This is a genomic window from Gordonia sp. UBA7860 (assembly GCF_002500165.1).
Taxonomy (GTDB): Bacteria; Actinomycetota; Actinomycetes; order Mycobacteriales; family Mycobacteriaceae; genus Gordonia; species Gordonia sputi.
Map to the genome: position 1 here is coordinate 19,650 of NZ_DLSO01000091.1, position 16,701 is coordinate 36,350.

Annotated in this window: 16 protein-coding genes; 6 read left to right on the forward strand and 10 right to left on the reverse strand. The window is 65.5% G+C overall.

The window, feature by feature from the left end; translation table 11 throughout:
• Positions 1-1,220, forward strand: a 1,220-nt coding sequence (locus B3T59_RS11980; RefSeq protein ID WP_287003500.1) for a carbon starvation CstA family protein, incomplete at its 5' end; no start/stop codon positions are given.
• Positions 1,217-1,411, forward strand: a complete 195-nt coding sequence (locus B3T59_RS11985; protein ID WP_287003501.1) for a YbdD/YjiX family protein — start codon at positions 1,217-1,219, stop codon at positions 1,409-1,411. The genes B3T59_RS11980 and B3T59_RS11985, both read left to right, overlap by 4 nt.
• 188 nt (positions 1,412-1,599) lie before the next feature.
• Here the strand turns inward: B3T59_RS11985 and B3T59_RS11990 are convergent, their stop codons facing one another.
• Positions 1,600-2,364 carry an alpha/beta fold hydrolase gene (locus tag B3T59_RS11990; protein WP_287003502.1) on the reverse strand — a complete coding sequence of 255 codons (765 nt, stop codon included), beginning with the start codon at positions 2,362-2,364 and terminating at the stop codon, positions 1,600-1,602.
• Between the two features lie 74 nt (positions 2,365-2,438).
• Positions 2,439-3,980: an ABC-F family ATP-binding cassette domain-containing protein gene (locus tag B3T59_RS11995; RefSeq protein WP_287003504.1), complete on the reverse strand. Its 1,542-nt coding sequence runs from the start codon at positions 3,978-3,980 to the stop codon at positions 2,439-2,441.
• Positions 3,981-4,230: 250 nt separating this feature from the next.
• Between B3T59_RS11995 and B3T59_RS12000 the strand changes: the two genes are divergently transcribed.
• Positions 4,231-5,232: an enoyl-CoA hydratase/isomerase family protein gene (locus tag B3T59_RS12000; RefSeq protein WP_039856156.1), complete on the forward strand. Its 1,002-nt coding sequence runs from the start codon at positions 4,231-4,233 to the stop codon at positions 5,230-5,232.
• A gap of 5 nt (positions 5,233-5,237) precedes the next feature.
• Here the strand turns inward: B3T59_RS12000 and B3T59_RS12005 are convergent, their stop codons facing one another.
• The 4 genes from B3T59_RS12005 to B3T59_RS12020 form a co-directional block, all read right to left on the reverse strand.
• Complete coding sequence (locus tag B3T59_RS12005) at positions 5,238-6,098, reverse strand: hypothetical protein (RefSeq protein ID WP_245548725.1); 861 nt, start codon at positions 6,096-6,098, stop codon at positions 5,238-5,240.
• 20 nt (positions 6,099-6,118) lie between these two features.
• Positions 6,119-7,729, reverse strand: a complete 1,611-nt coding sequence (locus B3T59_RS12010; RefSeq protein ID WP_267625849.1) for a peptide chain release factor 3 — start codon at positions 7,727-7,729, stop codon at positions 6,119-6,121.
• 70 nt (positions 7,730-7,799) lie between these two features.
• Positions 7,800-8,816, reverse strand: coding sequence for a beta-ketoacyl-ACP synthase III (locus tag B3T59_RS12015; RefSeq protein ID WP_287003507.1), 1,017 nt, complete (start codon positions 8,814-8,816; stop codon positions 7,800-7,802).
• 50 nt (positions 8,817-8,866) lie between these two features.
• Positions 8,867-9,568: a PadR family transcriptional regulator gene (locus B3T59_RS12020; protein ID WP_287003509.1), complete on the reverse strand. Its 702-nt coding sequence runs from the start codon at positions 9,566-9,568 to the stop codon at positions 8,867-8,869.
• A gap of 268 nt (positions 9,569-9,836) precedes the next feature.
• Between B3T59_RS12020 and B3T59_RS12025 the strand changes: the two genes are divergently transcribed.
• Both B3T59_RS12025 and B3T59_RS12030 read left to right on the forward strand, forming a co-directional pair.
• A complete protein-coding gene (locus tag B3T59_RS12025) occupies positions 9,837-10,850 on the forward strand; it encodes a daunorubicin resistance protein DrrA family ABC transporter ATP-binding protein (protein ID WP_005207205.1) in 1,014 nt (337 codons plus the stop codon).
• Positions 10,847-11,608 (forward strand): ABC transporter permease, encoded by a 762-nt coding sequence (locus B3T59_RS12030; RefSeq protein ID WP_064862492.1) that lies wholly within the window; start codon positions 10,847-10,849, stop codon positions 11,606-11,608. Before B3T59_RS12025 ends, B3T59_RS12030 begins: the two co-directional genes overlap by 4 nt.
• Positions 11,609-11,614: 6 nt before the next feature.
• Here the strand turns inward: B3T59_RS12030 and B3T59_RS12035 are convergent, their stop codons facing one another.
• From B3T59_RS12035 to B3T59_RS12050, 4 genes are all read right to left on the reverse strand, one after another.
• Positions 11,615-12,685 carry a beta-ketoacyl-ACP synthase 3 gene (locus B3T59_RS12035; RefSeq protein ID WP_287003513.1) on the reverse strand — a complete coding sequence of 357 codons (1,071 nt, stop codon included), beginning with the start codon at positions 12,683-12,685 and terminating at the stop codon, positions 11,615-11,617.
• A gap of 151 nt (positions 12,686-12,836) precedes the next feature.
• Positions 12,837-14,672 (reverse strand): SLC13 family permease, encoded by a 1,836-nt coding sequence (locus tag B3T59_RS12040; RefSeq protein WP_287003515.1) that lies wholly within the window; start codon positions 14,670-14,672, stop codon positions 12,837-12,839.
• A gap of 93 nt (positions 14,673-14,765) precedes the next feature.
• Positions 14,766-15,332: an aminoacyl-tRNA hydrolase gene (gene pth, locus B3T59_RS12045; protein WP_005207209.1), complete on the reverse strand. Its 567-nt coding sequence runs from the start codon at positions 15,330-15,332 to the stop codon at positions 14,766-14,768.
• 50 nt (positions 15,333-15,382) lie between these two features.
• Positions 15,383-16,009: a 50S ribosomal protein L25/general stress protein Ctc gene (locus tag B3T59_RS12050; protein WP_005207210.1), complete on the reverse strand. Its 627-nt coding sequence runs from the start codon at positions 16,007-16,009 to the stop codon at positions 15,383-15,385.
• A gap of 236 nt (positions 16,010-16,245) precedes the next feature.
• On the opposite strand from B3T59_RS12050, the gene B3T59_RS12055 reads away from it, so the two are divergent.
• Positions 16,246-16,701, forward strand: a complete 456-nt coding sequence (locus B3T59_RS12055; RefSeq protein ID WP_005207211.1) for a limonene-1,2-epoxide hydrolase family protein — start codon at positions 16,246-16,248, stop codon at positions 16,699-16,701.

Here is a 16,701-nt window from a genome sequence, read left to right on the forward strand (position 1 = left end):
TGTTCCCGTTCCTGTTCATCACGATCGCCTGCGGCGCGCTGTCGGGGTTCCACGCGCTCATCGCGTCGGGCACGACACCCAAACTGTTGGCCAAGGAGGGGCAGGCGCGAATCATCGGTTACGGCGGTATGCTCACCGAGTCGTTCGTCGCGATCATGGCGCTCATCACCGCGTGCATCCTCGACCAGCACCTCTACTTCGGGATGAATGCGCCCAAGGCGCTGACGCAGGGCACGAACCAAGGCGCGGCCGACTACGTCAACAGTCTAGGACTGAGTGGAAAGCCGGTCGACGCACAGTATTTCGCCGACGCCGCGGCGGGCGTCGAGGAAAAGTCGATCGTGTCCAAGACCGGTGGTGCACCGACGCTCGCGATGGGAATGTCGGAGACTCTCCAGCGTGGGTTCGGCGGAGAATCGTTGCGCGCCTTCTGGTATCACTTCGCGATCATGTTCGAGGCGTTGTTCATTCTCACCACGGTGGACGCAGGTACGCGTGTCGCCCGCTTCATGCTGTCCGACGGCATCGGTAACCTTCCGGGCGCGCGCCGCTTCAAGGACCCGTCGTGGCGACCCGGCGCATGGCTGTGCACCGTGATCGTCTGTGCCGCATGGGGTTCGATTCTCCTGATGGGCGTCACCGACCCGCTGGGTGGTATCAACACGCTGTTCCCACTGTTCGGTATAGCCAACCAGCTGCTCGCCGCCATCGCCCTGACGGTAGTGACGGTGGTGTTGATCAAACGAGGCCAATGGAAGTGGGCGTGGATACCGGGCATACCGCTGGCATGGGACCTCATCGTCACCATGACGGCGTCGTATCAGAAGATCTTCTCGTCGAACCCGGCCATCGGCTACTGGGCGCAGCACCGCGCATTCGTGAACGCGAAGAACGACGGACTCACCACGTTCAAGACCGCCAAGAGTGCGTCGGAGATCGACGCCGTCATCCGCAACACCTTCATCCAGGGGACGCTGTCGATCATCTTCGCCGTGTTGGTGCTGATCGTGGTGGCGGCCGGCATGTGGATCGCGGTGAAGGCGCTGCGCTCGGGCGGGCTACCCACCACCGAGGAGAAACCTGTCCCGTCGAAGATCTTCGGGCCGCGTGGGTTGTTCGCGACGCGGGCGGAGAAGGCCGTCCAGCGGGAATGGGACGAATACTATGCGGCCCACGGTGATTCGGGTCGGGGGAGCAGACACGAGAAGGTGTCGACGTGATCGACGTTCTCACCCGCGGCTGGCGATCGGTGCGGTGGTACGTCGGAAGCGTGATGGGCGACCGCGACTACGAACGCTACCTCGCACATCACGCGTCGACCCACGGGGCGTCGACGCCGCTGACCGAGCGTGAGTACTGGCGACAACGCTTCGCCGACCAGGACCGCAACCCGCAGGGCCGCTGCTGCTAGGGCGGGTGGTGCGAGCCGTGGCTCCAAATGTGTGTCGTATCGAAGGATGTGGGTGCTGCAGCACCCACATCCTTCGATACGACACACATCTAGGCCCGGGCGACGTCGGTTGGTGGGTGATCTCGACAAGCTCGATCAGCGGTTGGGGCTCGATCAGCGGTTGGGGCTCGATCAGCAGTGGGGCTCGATTAGCTAGTGGACGCTCGATCCGCTGAATCGACCGTGTCCGCGAAGTTGTCGATGAGCTCGGCCGTGTAGTCCGGCTGGATCAGCGGGAACAGGTGCATGGCCCGCGGGACGACGACGAGGCGTCCGTCGGCCGCGGTCTCGACGAACCTTTTTTCGTGCAGCCGGAACTGGTCCCACGCGCCGTTCGCGAACAGCGTCGGTCCCGGGTAAGCGGCGACGGAGGCGAGGGCGTCGAAGTGGAGCACCGCGTCGACAACGTCGCGAATCGAATGGAGTGCGAGGCCGCCGGCCTCCATGTCGTCGGACACCTCGCGGCCAACGGCGATGCGCGTCAGAACCCTGCTGATCTGGGCAGCTTCGGACGGAAGCACACTGGTCGCCGCGCCGAAGAGACGGAACGGTGTGGCGAGCAGCCCACTTGGCTGCGCGGTCGCGCACAGCACGCCTAGTCCCGCGACACGATCCGGGTGTGCCGCGGCAGTCGCCATCGCGACGTAGCCGCCCATCGACATACCGACGACCACCGCAGAGCCGCCGACCGAGTCGATCGCGTCGACCACCGCGGCGACGGCGCCGTCCAATGTGAACGTCTCGTCGGCGCGTGAGCCGTGGCCCGGCATATCGGGGCAGACCACGTCACGGTCGGCGAGCGAGCCGGCCACGCGCCGAAAGGTCTGTCCGCTCACGCGCAATCCGTGCACCAGAACTATCGGTGTGCGCGACGTGGTGTGGGGAGAATCGGTGGCAACGCTGTCGGTGCTCATCGAAAGTCAGTATCCACGGAGAGTTGCGTGGGATCCACAGGTACAAAAATGCCCCCGTGGATCCCACGCAACTTTCACCTGGGCGTGATCTCGCGGTCGATTCCCACCTCTTCGCGGAAACCCGCGTCGTGCGAGACGAGCAGCAGTGCGCCCGACCAGTCCCGCAACGCCGTGACCAACTCCTCGACGGTGTCGATGTCGAGGTTGTTGGTCGGCTCGTCCATGATGAGGAGCTTGGGATCCGGGTCGACGAGGAGCGCATCCGCCAGTGCGACGCGAAGTCGTTCGCCGCCGGAAAGCTCGCCGAGGCGTCGATCGGCTCGTGAGCCGCGGAACAGGAATCGTGCGAGATGCGCTCGCACATCCTGACCGTCGACCTCCGGGTGCCGCTTACCGACGAATTCGACGACGGTCTGCGACGGATCGTCGAATGTGATCTGTTGCGGCACATACGCATAAGGGACGACGATGCGATCCTCGTCGATGAGGTCGGCGATCAGGCTGGTCTTGCCGGAACCGTTGCGTCCGGTGAGTGCCACGCGTTCGGGGCCGTCCATCCGTAGCCGTTCGTCGACGATCACCTGAGCCGAACTGCCCAGTGCCACATACGGCATGGTGATCCGTGCGCCGCGGTCGGAGCGTACGTCGTCGCGGACAGACTCGAGCCGTCCGGCGGCGGCGGTCACGTCGTCGCGGTGCTCGTTGCGGGAGCGTCCGGCAGACTTCTCTGCGGCGTCGCGCCGGAGATGCGCGATGATCTTGGGGACACGCTTCTCCGGTTCGGCCTTGGCCGCGGTCCGCGCACGTCGGTCGAGGGTGATCTGCGCGTTCACCATCTCCCGACGCTGCTTGCGAAGATCGTTGGCGGCGTTGGCAACTGCGGCCTGCGCTGTGGTCTGTTCCGCATCGACCACCTCGCGATAGAACGAGTACGGGCCACCGAACACCCGCACGTCGCCGTGATACAGCTCGAGCGTGGTATCGACGCGTTCGAGGAGCTCGAGATCGTGGGAGACGGCGAGGACGGTGCCCGCGAATCTGTCGATCAGCTCGAAAACTTTGTCGCGAGAATCGGTGTCGAGATTGTTGGTGGGCTCGTCGAGCAGCAGCACCGCCGGTCGGTGCACGATCCGCGAGACGATCGCGAGCAGCGTCGCCTCGCCACCGGACAGTGTGCCGACCGATCTGTCGAGGTCGGTGGGCAGCCCCAGCGTCGCCAGCTCGGAGGCCGCACGCGCTTCGATATCCCAGTCGTCACCCACGACATCGAAGTGCGCTGCGTCGACCGAGCCGGCCTCGATGGCGCTGATCGCGGCCCTGATCGGCTCGATCCCCAACGCCGACGCGATGGTCAGCGACGTATCGGAGAAGGCGTGCTGGGGAACGAGCGCGACGTCGCCGGTGGTGGTGATGCTTCCCGATGCCGGTACGAGATGGCCCGCGATCAGGCGTAGCAGCGTCGTCTTGCCTGCGCCGTTGGCGCCGACCAGCGAATACACGGCGCGGGGAACGGAGAACGAGAGCTCGTCGAATACCGATGTCCCGTCAGGCCACCTGTACGAAACGTCAGACAGTGTGATGGACGGTGCGAGATCGACGGATGACGGTGTGGACATGAACAACTCCGAGAAATTGGTGGGTGCGTACTGCGTCGGATCGACGCGGTCGCGCTGAATGCCAATCTCAGATGTTCATGTCTGTCAGATCACCCCTGTGCTCTTCGGAGAATGGTGCCGCACGTCCGTGCGAACCCTATCCACTTTAACTCTGCCGACGGACCTCTTGCCAACCGTGTTTGTGGAGTGTGCACAGGTGCGCTCGCCCGCCGATGGAGTCCGTGTTCGACGACGCGCTACCGTGAAACCCATGTCCTTCATCCGAACTCAGGTCGCGGGCGGTGTCGGTGAGATCATTCTCGACCGCCCCAAGGCACTCAATGCGCTCGATCAGACGATGATCGACGACATGCACGATGTCCTCGGGCGTTGGGGTGACGACGATTCGATCGAGACGGTGCTGGTGACCTCCGCGAGCGATCGCGCCTTCTGCGCCGGCGGCGACATCCGGGCGATCCGCGAGCACGCCGTCGCGGGTGAGTACGACGAGATCCGAAACTACTTCGCCGCAGAGTATCGACTCGATCAGATGATCGCGCACTACCCCAAGGCGTATGTCGCGCTGATCGACGGAGTCGCGATGGGTGGCGGACTCGGAATCAGCGTGCATGGCGAGGTCCGCGTCGTCACCGAGAACTCGTTGATGGCCATGCCCGAGACCGCAATCGGTTTCTTCCCCGACGTCGGCGCGACCTACTTTCTGCCACGCCTGCAGCGTGGTGTGGGAATGTGGTTGGGGCTCACCGGTTCACGCGTGCGCGGCGCCGACGCCGTCCACCTCGGGCTCGCCACGCACTTCGTGCCCGCGGCCGAGCTGGACTCCGTCGCCGACGCGCTGCGCGCCGGGGAGTCGCTCGTCGACATCCTCGGAGGCAGAAGCGAATTGCCCGCCTCCGACATCCCGATCGCCACGATCGGCGAGTACTTCGGCGACGACAACGTCGCCGCGATCCTCGGTGGGTTACGCGGCGCGGCAGGCGATGACTGGGCCGCGGAGATGGTGGAGCTCCTCGAAGGTGCGTCGCCGACGAGCCTGTGGGTGACCGCAGCGCTTCTCGACGCAGGCCGCGATTCGACGCTCGACGAGTGCTTCGACCGCGAATTGCATGCGGCGACAACGATCACGAAGACCAACGACTTCTCGGAAGGCGTGCGAGCAATGCTCGTCGACAAGGATCGCAGCCCGTCGTTCGAGCCGTCGACCATCGACGCTGTCGATCAGTCTGTGGTCGCCTCGATCGTCGAGGACTGAGCCGGTCACGGCTGCAGGTCGAACCATCCGGTGAGGCTTGTCGGGCGCTCGGGCCGCGCACCTGGCGTCGGTGCGGCCGCGGGCGCAGGTGTGGCGGCGGGCGCCGCACCGTCGTCGTCGACCGGCACGTCGTCATCCGGATCGAGCGGATTCTGTTCGGCGACAATCGTTTCAGGGCAGTCGAACGAGCCTGCCGCCCGTTTCGACGACATCGCGGTCAGTGTCAGTGTGCACGTCGTCGACGACCTGTACGTGCCCTTCTCCGACAGCCCGACGGTGGCGGTGATCGACGTGGTCAGCGGGCCAACGGGCGGGCGCGGACCATCGGTCGGCGGTAGGTGTTCGCCGGTCAGCGCGCCGACGGGAAATTCGATCTGCGCGCCGTCGGTGCCGTCGCCCTTGAACACGAACAGCAGGGATTCGGGTGGGACATCGGGTGTCGGTTCGCCCCAGCGGGCGAACTCGTAACATGCTGGGGCGGAAGACATCTGCTGCGCAGTCGGACTGGCCGACGCAGCTACCTGCCCGTCCGCCCCCACCTGTCCGGCCGCGCCTACCTGTCCTCCGACGCCGGCCTGGGCGGGCGATGCCGTCAACGGTCGCGGCGAGATCAGAATGTGTCCGCGGGTGAATCTCAGGTCATAACCCTGTCGGTCGATCGATCCCGACGGGGCCTTCTCCGCGCAGCGCGCCGGGTCTTGCTGAGCCGAAGTGGTCGGGGTTGCCGACGACGACTGCACCGCGCGCGTCACCGACGTCGAGTCGGCGCACGCCGCCATGATCGATGTGCCTGCTGCCGCAATCGCCAACGGTGCCGTGAGGCGCACCGTTCGGCCGGACAGCCCAGCGGTCGTTCGTCCGATCACGTCGTGTCAGCCCGCCCTGGTCAATCAGCCGTTGCGACAAGCGGTTCGAGCGTCAGGTCGCCGTGTTCTTTCTCGATGTACTGCAGTCGCCATTTGTCGCTGAAGAGTGCGAGTATCGCGCCGTCGGTCCGCGTGAACACCTCGACGCCCCGCTGACGGTTGAGTTCCGACGCACTGTCGGCGTCGGTCCGTCGGGCGAGGCTGTACCCGAGTGGCTCGATCACGGTGTCGACGTTGAACTCAGTCTTCATCCGTGCGGTGACCACCTCGAACTGCATCGGTCCGACGGCGGCCAGTACGGGCGACGCGTCGCCACGAGTGTCGTTGCGCAACACCTGTACAACGCCTTCGCTGTCGAGCTGATCCATGGCCTTGCGGAACTGCTTGTACTTGTCTGCGGTGGTGACGCGTAGCGTCGAAAAGTGTTCTGGCGCAAAGGAAGGGATGGGCGGGTACTGGATGCGCGGGCCGTCGTAGAGTGTGTCGCCCGGCGCGAGCGCCGTCGCGTTGACGAGGCCGACGACGTCGCCGGGGTAGGCGGTGTCGACCGTCGACCGGTCGCGGCCGACAACGGTGTGGGCGTACTTGGTGGCGAACGGTTTTCCGGTCTGCGCGTGGGTGACGACCATGCCGCGTTCGAACTCGCCGCTCACGATGCGCATGAAGGCCAACCGGTCTCGGTGGCTGGAGTCCATGCCTGCCTGGACCTTGAACACGACGGCGCTGAACGGGTCGGTGACCTCGCGTTCGGTGCCGTCGATCCCGGTGCGACCCGACGGCGCCGGCGCGAGTTCGACAAGCGCGTCGAGCAGTTGGCGGACACCGAAGTTCAGCATCGCCGAGGCGAAGATCATCGGCGACGTCTGGCCTGCGAGGAAGAGTTCCTCGTCGTGATCCTGGCCCATCTCGGAGAGCAGTTCACTCTCTTCGACGGCCGCGATCCAGGCGTCGCCCTCGCGCTCGAGGGCGGCGTCGGGATCGAGCAGTTCCTCCGGCGCGATCTTGGCTCCACCGGCGGTGCGGGTGAAGTGGATGTACTCGCCGGTGCGGCGGTCGAGGAGTCCGCGGAAATCGCCTGCGATGCCGACGGGCAGGAACAGCGGAGTGGGGATCAAACCGATACGTTCGCTGATCTCGTCGATGAGCTCCAACGGGGTGCGACCGGGGCGGTCCCATTTGTTGATGACGGTGATGACCGGGATGCCGCGGTGGCGACACACCTGGAACAGTTTGAGCGTCTGCGGCTCGAGGCCCTTGGCGGCGTCGATGAGCATGACCGCGGCGTCGACCGCGGTGAGCACTCGGTAGGTGTCCTCGGAGAAGTCGGCGTGGCCCGGAGTGTCGACGAGGTTGATGACCGCGCCGGGGCCGTCGGTGCCTTCGAGTGCGTAGTTGAACTGCAGGGCGGTGGAGCTGACGGAGATTCCGCGAGCCTTCTCCATCTCCATCCAGTCCGACACCGTCGACTTACGGCCGGCCTTGCCGTGGATGGCGCCCGCCTCGCTGATCACATGCGCGTGCAACGCCAAGGCCTCGGTCATCGTCGACTTACCCGCGTCGGGGTGGGAGATGATGGCGAAGGTACGTCGACGCTGGGCTTCGAGCCGCAGCTCACGCGCGTCAGAACTCACCAGACGAGGCTACTAGCCGGGCGAGCGTCGGGGCAAAACGCTCGACGCTGCCCGACGGTCGGGCCAGACGCTACTCGAACGGCACCGGCGGCATCTTGACCACCTGCGCGGCGTAGCTGAGTCCCGCGCCGTAGCCGAGCAGCAGGGCGGTGTCGCCCGGCTTGGCCTTGCCGGTCGAGAGGAGATCCTCCATGGCCAGCGGGATCGACGCCGCCGAGGTGTTGCCGGTGTATTCGATGTCGTTGGCCACCGGGGTGCCCTCGGGCAGATGTAGCGTCTTCGCAAGCAGATCGTTGATGCGGGTGTTGGCCTGATGGGGGACGAAGACGTCGAGGTCTTCGGCGCCGATCTTGGCGGCGTCGAGCGCGCGCTGTGCCACCTTGCCCATTTCGAAAGCGGCCCAACGGAATACCGCAGTGCCGTGCAGTCGCACGTAGGGCCGCTGCACCCGGTCGCCGTCGAGGAAGGTCACCCAGTCGATGTCCTGGCGGATCGCGTCGTACTGGGTGCCGTCGCTGCCCCAGATGACCGGTCCGAGTTGCTGGTCCTCGGTGGGGCCGACGACGACGGCGCCGGCGCCATCGCCGAAGATGAAGCAGTTGGTGCGGTCGGTCATGTCGAGGGTCACAGACAACTGCTCGGCACCGATGACGAGGACATGCGTTGCGCTTCCGCCGCGCACCATGTCGGCGGCGAGTGCCATGCCGTAACCGAATCCGGCGCAGCCGACGGTGACGTCGAACGCGGGAACACCGTTCGCGCCGAGTTCGGTGGCGACCTTCGTCGCGCCGGCAGGCGTCATGAGCAGATGGGTGTTGGTCGCGAGGATGACGGCGTCGATGTCGGAACCGGAGAGCAGAGCATTGGCGATCGCCGTGCGTCCGGCCTTGATGCCCATCTCCACGACGTCCTCGTCGCGGCGCGCGAAGCGTCGGGTCTTGATACCGGTCCGCGTGTAGATCCACTCGTCGGAGGAATCGATGTGCTCGCAGATCTCGTCGTTGGTGACGACTTGCTCGGGACGGTACGCACCGATGCCGAGCATGCCGATGTTGTTGACGCCCGCTGTATCCGCGATCTCTGCCATGAGGTTCCTTCCGTTATGCGACCCGACATAGACCGTCTCACATCGCGGAGCTACTCGGAAGTACTGATGCGCGGCGAGGGGGCATCTTTGCCGGGCTGACCCTGCAGAATGCGCCTGTAATCGGTGCGGTCGACGGTCATCTGGTGGCCCGGATCGTCGGGTGGTGGCGTCCAGTCGGCGTTCTCCAGAAACGACAGCGTCCCGTTCTGGACGTCGGCGATGACGTCGGTGAGCCAGTCCGCCTCGGCCTGCGCGAGGCGCAACCACAGGCGAGCGCCTTCCATGGCATGCGGCGGAGCGTAGGGGTTGGCACCGGGTTCGGTTGCTGCGGAGTATTCGCGCATCACGTCCTGCAGCGTCACCAAACGCTGTTTGAGCAGCGTCGTCGCGTGGTCGTCGCCGAGGAGTGGCAGGAGATTGAACGCCGCCTGGAACGCGCTGCGGTCGAAGACGTCGACGCCGATGATCGCGTGCTCGAGCATGCTGTGCAGCCTGACCCGACCCGACTCGGTGATCTCGTAGACGCTGACCTCACGCGAGCCGTCGGAGACCTCGCGTCGTGTGAGATCGCCTGAGTCGCTGAGCTTTCCGAGGGCGTAGTAGATCGAGCCCGGATTGACGTTGGCCCACTTGTCGACCTGCCACGACAGCAGTTCGCGCCGGATTTGATAGCCGTTGACCGGCCCGAAGATGCCGACGACGCCGAGTAGGAGTAGCGGCGTCGTCGGTGGGATCGGTGGCGTGGAAGCCATGACCTGACAGTAATGCGTCGACGCGGATTCCGAATCGAGGGCGGGGGTTGTCCGCATTTCGATGAATCATCGACGAGCAGGTGGTCAGTACACGCAGAGAGAGCCACGACGTGGGCGCCGTCGGGTTTCCGACGCCGCCGACGACTACCTCTGCGACGAAACCAGTGACTAGTCAACTTTGACTAGATGGCTTATATTCAAACTTGAACACGACGTGAGCGGCTCACTCGACGTTCACGCAGAGAGGGGACGAGCTGTGACACCGACGATGATCCAAGCGCGAGGTCTGGTGCAGACATTCACGACGGGGCGAGGCAAGAACAAACGCGAGGTGCGAGCCGTCGACGGCGTCGACCTCGATATTCACGAGGGCGAGGTGGTCGGATTTCTCGGCCCCAACGGCGCGGGGAAGACGACCACGCTGCGCATGTTGACGACGTTGCTGCGGCCAACCGCCGGAACCGCGACCGTCAACGGATACGACGTCGTGCGCGAGTCGGTGATGGTCCGTCGCAGTATCGGATACGTGTCGCAGGCGGGTGGAACGTTCAGCCAGGCCAGGGCGGGCGACGAGGTGGTCGACCACGGGATGCTCTACGGACTCTCGCACGCCGACGCCACTCGACGCGGGCACGAACTGTTCTCCCGACTGCAACTCGACGGACTGTGGGAACGGCAGCCCAAGAACATGTCGGGTGGTCAGAAGCGTCGCCTCGACATCGCAATGGGATTGATCCACGATCCCTCGCTGGTCTTCCTCGACGAACCGACCACCGGCCTCGACCCGCAGGCGAGAGCGAACCTCTGGGACCACATCAGCAGGCTGCGCACCGAGCGTGGCGCCACGGTCTTCCTCACCACGCACTACCTCGACGAGGCCGACGAACTGTCGGACCGCATCCTCATCATCGACAACGGCAAGATCGTCGCGGCAGACACCGCTCAGAACCTCAAAGACCAGGTGTCGGGCGACCTCGTCGACCTCGAGATCCAGCTGGCAGCCGAGGTCGACATAGCTGCGGATCGTCTACGACGCATCGCCAACTCCGTCGAGACCGACGGCCGACACGTGCGCGGCCGCGTGCGGCACGCGGGACGCGAGATACCGGGACTGCTCCGCGAACTCGACGCCTCGGGCATCGCGCTCGACAGCATCGAGGTGCTGCGACCCACCCTCGACGACGTCTTCCTCACGATGACCGGGCGTTCACTGCGCGACGCTCAAGCCACGAGCGAAGACGCCGCACTCGAAGAACTCGACAACGAAGGAGCCATCCGATGAACTTCCTCCGCGACTCCACCATCGTGTTCCGTCGACAGATCCGGATGAATCTGCGTAACCCGGCCTGGGTACTGATCGGCGTGCTGCAACCCGTGCTCTACCTGCTGCTGTTCGGCCCGCTGCTCAAACCCATCGTCGACCAGTTCCCCGGCGGCGCCGACAATGCCTACACGTTCCTGGTGCCAGGACTCCTCGTGCAGCTCGGATTCTTCGGCGCGATGTTCGCCGGGTTCAGTCTGATCGGGGAGTGGCGCGAAGGCGTCGTCGAAGCCGAACGCGTGACGCCCGCGAGCCGCACCGCACTGCTGGCCGGTCGGCTGATGCGCGACGTGCTGCAGTTGTTCGTCCAGGCGCTGATCCTGGTGTTCCTCGGCTACGCCATGGGTATGCGCGGATCCGTCAGCGGCGCGATCGTCGGCATCGCAATCACGCTGCTGATCGGCGCAGCGTGCGCCGCGGCGTCGAACGCGCTTGCCCTGACCGCCAAGAGCGAAGACGTCATGGCGCCGGTCATCAACATGGTGATGATGCCGGTGCTGTTGCTGTCGGGAATCCTGCTGCCGATGACGCTCGGACCGATGTGGCTGCAACGGGCCAGCGATTTCATGCCGTTCCGCTGGATCGTCGACGCCGTCCGCAGCAGCTTCGTCGGAGGCGTCGCGACGTCGACGGTCGCGTGGGGTCTGCTCACCGCCATCGCGCTGGCGATCCTCGGAACATGGTGGGGCACAGCGGTATTCCGCAAGGAGAACGCGTAGCGGGTGCTACCCCAGGTCGTCGAAGCTGCTCACCTTCGGCGCCGGGGGGAGCGTCACGACAGCCCCGGCGTAGGAGAGGCCCGCGCCGAACCCGAGCAGCAGCGCGGTCTGTCCGCCCTTGGCCTTGCCGGTGGCCAGCATCTCTTCCATCGCGAGCGGGATCGACGCCGCCGACGTGTTGCCGGTGTTCTCGATGTCGTTGGCCATCGGCAGGTCGTCGGGGAAGCCGAGGTTCTTCTTCATCAAGTCGTTGATCCGGGCGTTCGCCTGGTGGGGCACGAACACCTCGATGTCGTCGATCCCGATCCCGGACCGCTCGATCACCGACGACAGCGCCTTGGGCAGGGTGATTGCCGCCCATCGGAAGACGCGTGAACCCTCCATCGTGACCACCATGCGGCCGACGGGCTCGGTCTCCGGATCCTTGTGCTGGTACTCCTGAGCGCGATCCATGTACTCGGGAATGTCATAGTTCTGGCCGATCGCCTCGGCGTTCTCGCCGTCGGAACCCCAGACGGTCGGGGAGATCCCGTTGTCGTCACTCGGTCCGACGACGACCGCGCCGGCGCCGTCGCCGAAGATGAATGCGGTGTTGCGGTCGGTGGGCTCCATGACGACCGACATCGTCTCGACGCCGACGACAAGCACGTACTCGGCTGAGCCCGCGCGCACGGTGTCGGCCGCGACGCCCAGGGCGTAGCCGAAGCCGCCGCATCCCGCGGCGATGTCGTAGGCGGGAATTCCGTTGAGGCCGATGTCGTAGGCCACGATCGGGCCGCCGTGCGGGATCTTGGTCTTCCAGCTGTTGGTGGCCAGAATCAGCGCACCGATCTTGCCCTTGTCGATCCCGGAGTTCTCGATGGCCCGCTCGGCTGCGGCTGCGGCCATCGACCGCGCGGTCTCGTCGCCGCTGATCCACCGGCGATAGCGGATGCCGCTGCGCTCGAAGATCCACTGATCCGAACTGTCGAGAACCTCGCACACCTCATCGTTGCTGACCAGGCGCCTGGGTCGGTACGCGCCGATGCCCAACATCGCTACGTTCTGATGGCCTGTGTTGGCGGCGATGACGGTCACGCGTACTCCCCTTCGACAAACGGATCACGCAGCGGTTAGCCCTGCGCCCGAAAAGAGTGTAGGCCCCGCCACATCCGGTGACGAACAAGGCCGCTTCTCACGGCGCCTCCTCGCCCCGGCCGTCGAGTGCGTCTCAGGGGTTGAGGGGGTATCAGCCGTTGATCGGCCAGAACACCGGGACCAGGGTCACGGTGACGATCAGCCAGCAGACCATCAGCACGATCCCCAGTCGCCAATAGTCGCCGAAGCGGTATCCGCCCGGATTCATCACGATCATGTTGGCGGGAGTGGCGATCGGCGTCAGCAGGGAAGCGGCAGCAGCGACGCAGACCACCATGAGCACGGTACGGGCGTCGACACCGACGTCGGCCGCGGCGACGAGCGCGATCGGAATGACGATCAGCGCGGTGGCGACGTTGGAGATGAACTGTCCGAGCATGGCTGTCAGCACGAACAGCATGGCGAGCAGAAGATACGCACTGTGCCCGGACACGAGGTCGACGATGGGTCGTGCGATCAATTCGGCACCGCCACTGCTCGTGATCGCCGCTGACATCGGAATCAGCGCGGCGATCAGAACCAGCGTCGCCCAGGGAACGGCACGATATGCCTGCTCGCTCGACAGCACGCGGAACAGCACCATCGCACCCGCGCCGAGCAGGCCGGCGACCACCGGAGGCACGACCCCGCTCGCCAGCAGCGCGATGGTGGCCACCAGGATGACGGCCGCGCGTGGAGCACTCCGTCCGAGCGGAACCGTCTGCCGCCGAACGGTTTCCGACGACGCGACCACCAGAACGTCCTTGTCGTCGGCCAGTGCGTCGAGCGCGCCCCACGGTCCGTACACCAGCAGGGCGTCGCCTTCCTGCAGCGTCGACGCGCGGGACGAGACGTCGTCGTTCTGCCTGCGCACCGACAACACGAGCAGTCCGTCTTCTGCGCGCACCATTCCGCCGAACGCCGGTCGTCCGATCCACGACGAGCGCGGCGGGATCACCAACTCACAGACTCCGTTGTCGCGGTTGATGAGACTGTCGTGGCGACCGCTCATGCGCCTGCCGATGGTGTCCTCGACGGTGAGGTCGGTGTCCCGTGCGAGCGTCTCGACGGCGGTGCCCACGCCGGAGACGACGAGTACGTCCGACGGTTCGAGCTTATGCGTCGAACTGAGTACGCGGCCACGTTCGGACTGTGCGGCGACCGTGTCGATCGCGTCGTCGGTAATGGCGGCGCGGACAGTCTTCCCGACGAGCGTCGACGCTGCTTCGACGTGCAGGCGAAAGGTGCGCACGCCGGTCGTCGCCAATCCCGACAATTCGTAATGCTCGACCACGTCGCGCTGGTATCTGCTGAAATCCTCTGGTAGTGACTGTGATTCGCGACGTGGGATCAGCCGGTCGCCGACAAGCGCGATGACAACCAGCGTCACCACGACCAGGGGGACGCCGATGAGGGAGAAGCCGAAGTAGCCGATCGAGGAACCGGTTTGCTCGGTGGCGGCTTCGTCGATGATGACGTTGACCGGACTGCCGCTCAGCGTGAGCAGTGAACCGGCGCTCGCGGCGAACGCGAGAGGGAGCAGTACGCGCGACGGTGACAGATGCGCACGCCGCGCGACGGCGACGCTGACCGGGACCAACGCTGCCGCTGCGCCGTTGATCGTGATGAGTGGACTCAATGCCGCGGCGAGAACCATGATGGCGGCAACCACCCTGGTGCGTGTGCGACCTGCGACGCGCGCCAGCACGCTGCCCAGCCATGCGGTGATTCCCGACGCCTCGAGTCCCTCGCTGATCACGAACAGGGCCGCGATGAAGGCGATGACGCTCTGACCGAGACCCGAGGTCAGTTCGTCGAACTGCACGAGTCCGAGGAAGTAGAGCGCCAGCGCCGACCCGATGGCGACGAGGCCGACCGGCAGCTTGTTGATGATGAACAACACGACCGTGACGCCGAGGACGATGAGGCTCAGGGTGGCGTCCGACATTGGACCATCGTTGCACCGAGAGTGCACTCATGCTGCGGTGTCGGGCAGTGCGTGCCGCTTTTCAGTCAGCGGCGGCGTCGCCGAATCGCGGTATCACCAGGTGTGGACGACGTTCTGCGCTGCCTCGAGACCCGAGGCGATCAGCGCCTCGGTGGCGTCGGCGCCGTGCTGGATGAGTAGTTCGACGTCGGCGCGTGCCGACGACGGAAAGGGTTTGAGCACGAAGTCGGCGGGATCCTGGCGGCCGGGCGGGCGACCAATGCCCAAGCGGACGCGGTAGTAGTCACGCGATCCGAGTGCCTGGCTGATCGAGCGCAGGCCGTTGTGGCCGCCTTCGCCGCCACCGAGTTTGAGGCGGACGGCACCGAAGTCGATGTCGAGTTCGTCGTGCAGCGCGATCAGATCCGACGGGTTGATCGAGTAGAACTTCGCGAGTGGGCCGATCTCGCGGCCGGTGGTGTTCATGTACGTGCGTGCACGTGCCACCAACACCGACTGGCCGGCGAGCGTGATGGGTGCCACCATCGCGCCGGAGCGCTTGTGCACCTTCCATCGCTCGCCGGCCGTCGTGACGAGATGGTCTGCGACCATCGCGCCGATGTTGTGACGCGTCCGCTCATACTTGGAACCGGGATTACCGAGTCCGACAACAAGTTTCATGATTCCTGTGTCATCAGTAGTGGCGGAGCGTCGGAAGAGGTGACGCCGAATTACTCGGCCTCGGCCTCAGCGGCGGCGGCGTCGGCGTCAGCCTGCTCCGCGTCGGTCTCTTCCTCGAGCTCTGCGGCGGTGGTCGCCTCGTTGACTGCGACGATGAGGGTCTCCGGGTCGGTGATGAGCTCGACGCCCTGGGGGAGGACCAGGTCCGACGCGTGGACCGACGTGCCGACTTCCTTGCCCTCGACGTCGACGACGATCTGCTCGGGAATCGACAGTGCGTCGGCCTCGATCTCGACGGTGTTGGCGTCCTGGGTGACCAGGGTGCCGGGAGCGGCGTCGCCCTCGACGACGATGGTGACCTCGACGGTGACCTTCTCGCCGCGCTTGATGACGAGCAGGTCGACGTGCTCGATGTAGTTGCGGATCGGGTGGATGTCGATCTGCTTGGTCAGCGCGAGCTGGCTGGTGCCCTCGATGTCGAGGTCGAGGACCGCGTTGGTGCCGTTGTTACGCAGGATGGCGGCGAAATCGCGAGCCGGGAGGTTGAGGTGCTGCGGGTCGGTGCCGTGGCCGTACAGCACGGCGGGCACGTTGCCTGCGCGACGAGCGCGTCGAGCGGCGCCCTTGCCCTTTTCGGTGCGGGTGGTGACTGCCAGTGCGTTTGCCTGGGTTGCCATGTGACTCTCCTTGGTGGTTCGGCCGCGTCTGTGCGTGCAGCCGGGTGGTCGGTGCTCGGCGCTCTGTGGCAGTTCCGCAGGCCGACAATCCACGACCACCTGCGGAAACTCGAGTCCGCAAGGAGATGTGCGATGGTCGCGCCGATTACGGTGACTGCTCACCCTCGCCGAGACAACCCGTCAAGAATAGACGACGACCTGCGGTGAAGTCACATCGCGCACCGTACGGTGACACCATGACCTCTCGTACCCCTGATCGCGTCGTCACCGACTTCCTCGACGCGCTCGCCCGCGACGACAGTTCCGCAGCCATGGCCGACCTCGACGACAACATCGTCTACACCAATGTCGGACTGCCGACGATCCGTGGCAAACGCAACGTCGCCAAGGTCTTCGGTGCCATGGACGCGTCGTCATTCGCCGGATTCGACTACGGGATCATCAACATCGCCACCGACGACACGGTGGTGCTCACCGAGCGGATCGACGAGATCCGGCTCGGTCCCGTGCGAATCCGGTTCTGGGTGTGCGGGCGCTTCGAGGTTCTCGACGGTGCGATCGCCGTGTGGCGCGACTACTTCGACTTCTGGGACATCACCAAGGGCTTCGTGCGTGGACTGGTGGGTGTCGTCGTTCCGTCGGCGGTGCAGTCGCTACCCGCGCGCACGGTCGACGCCCCCGGGATCATCTAA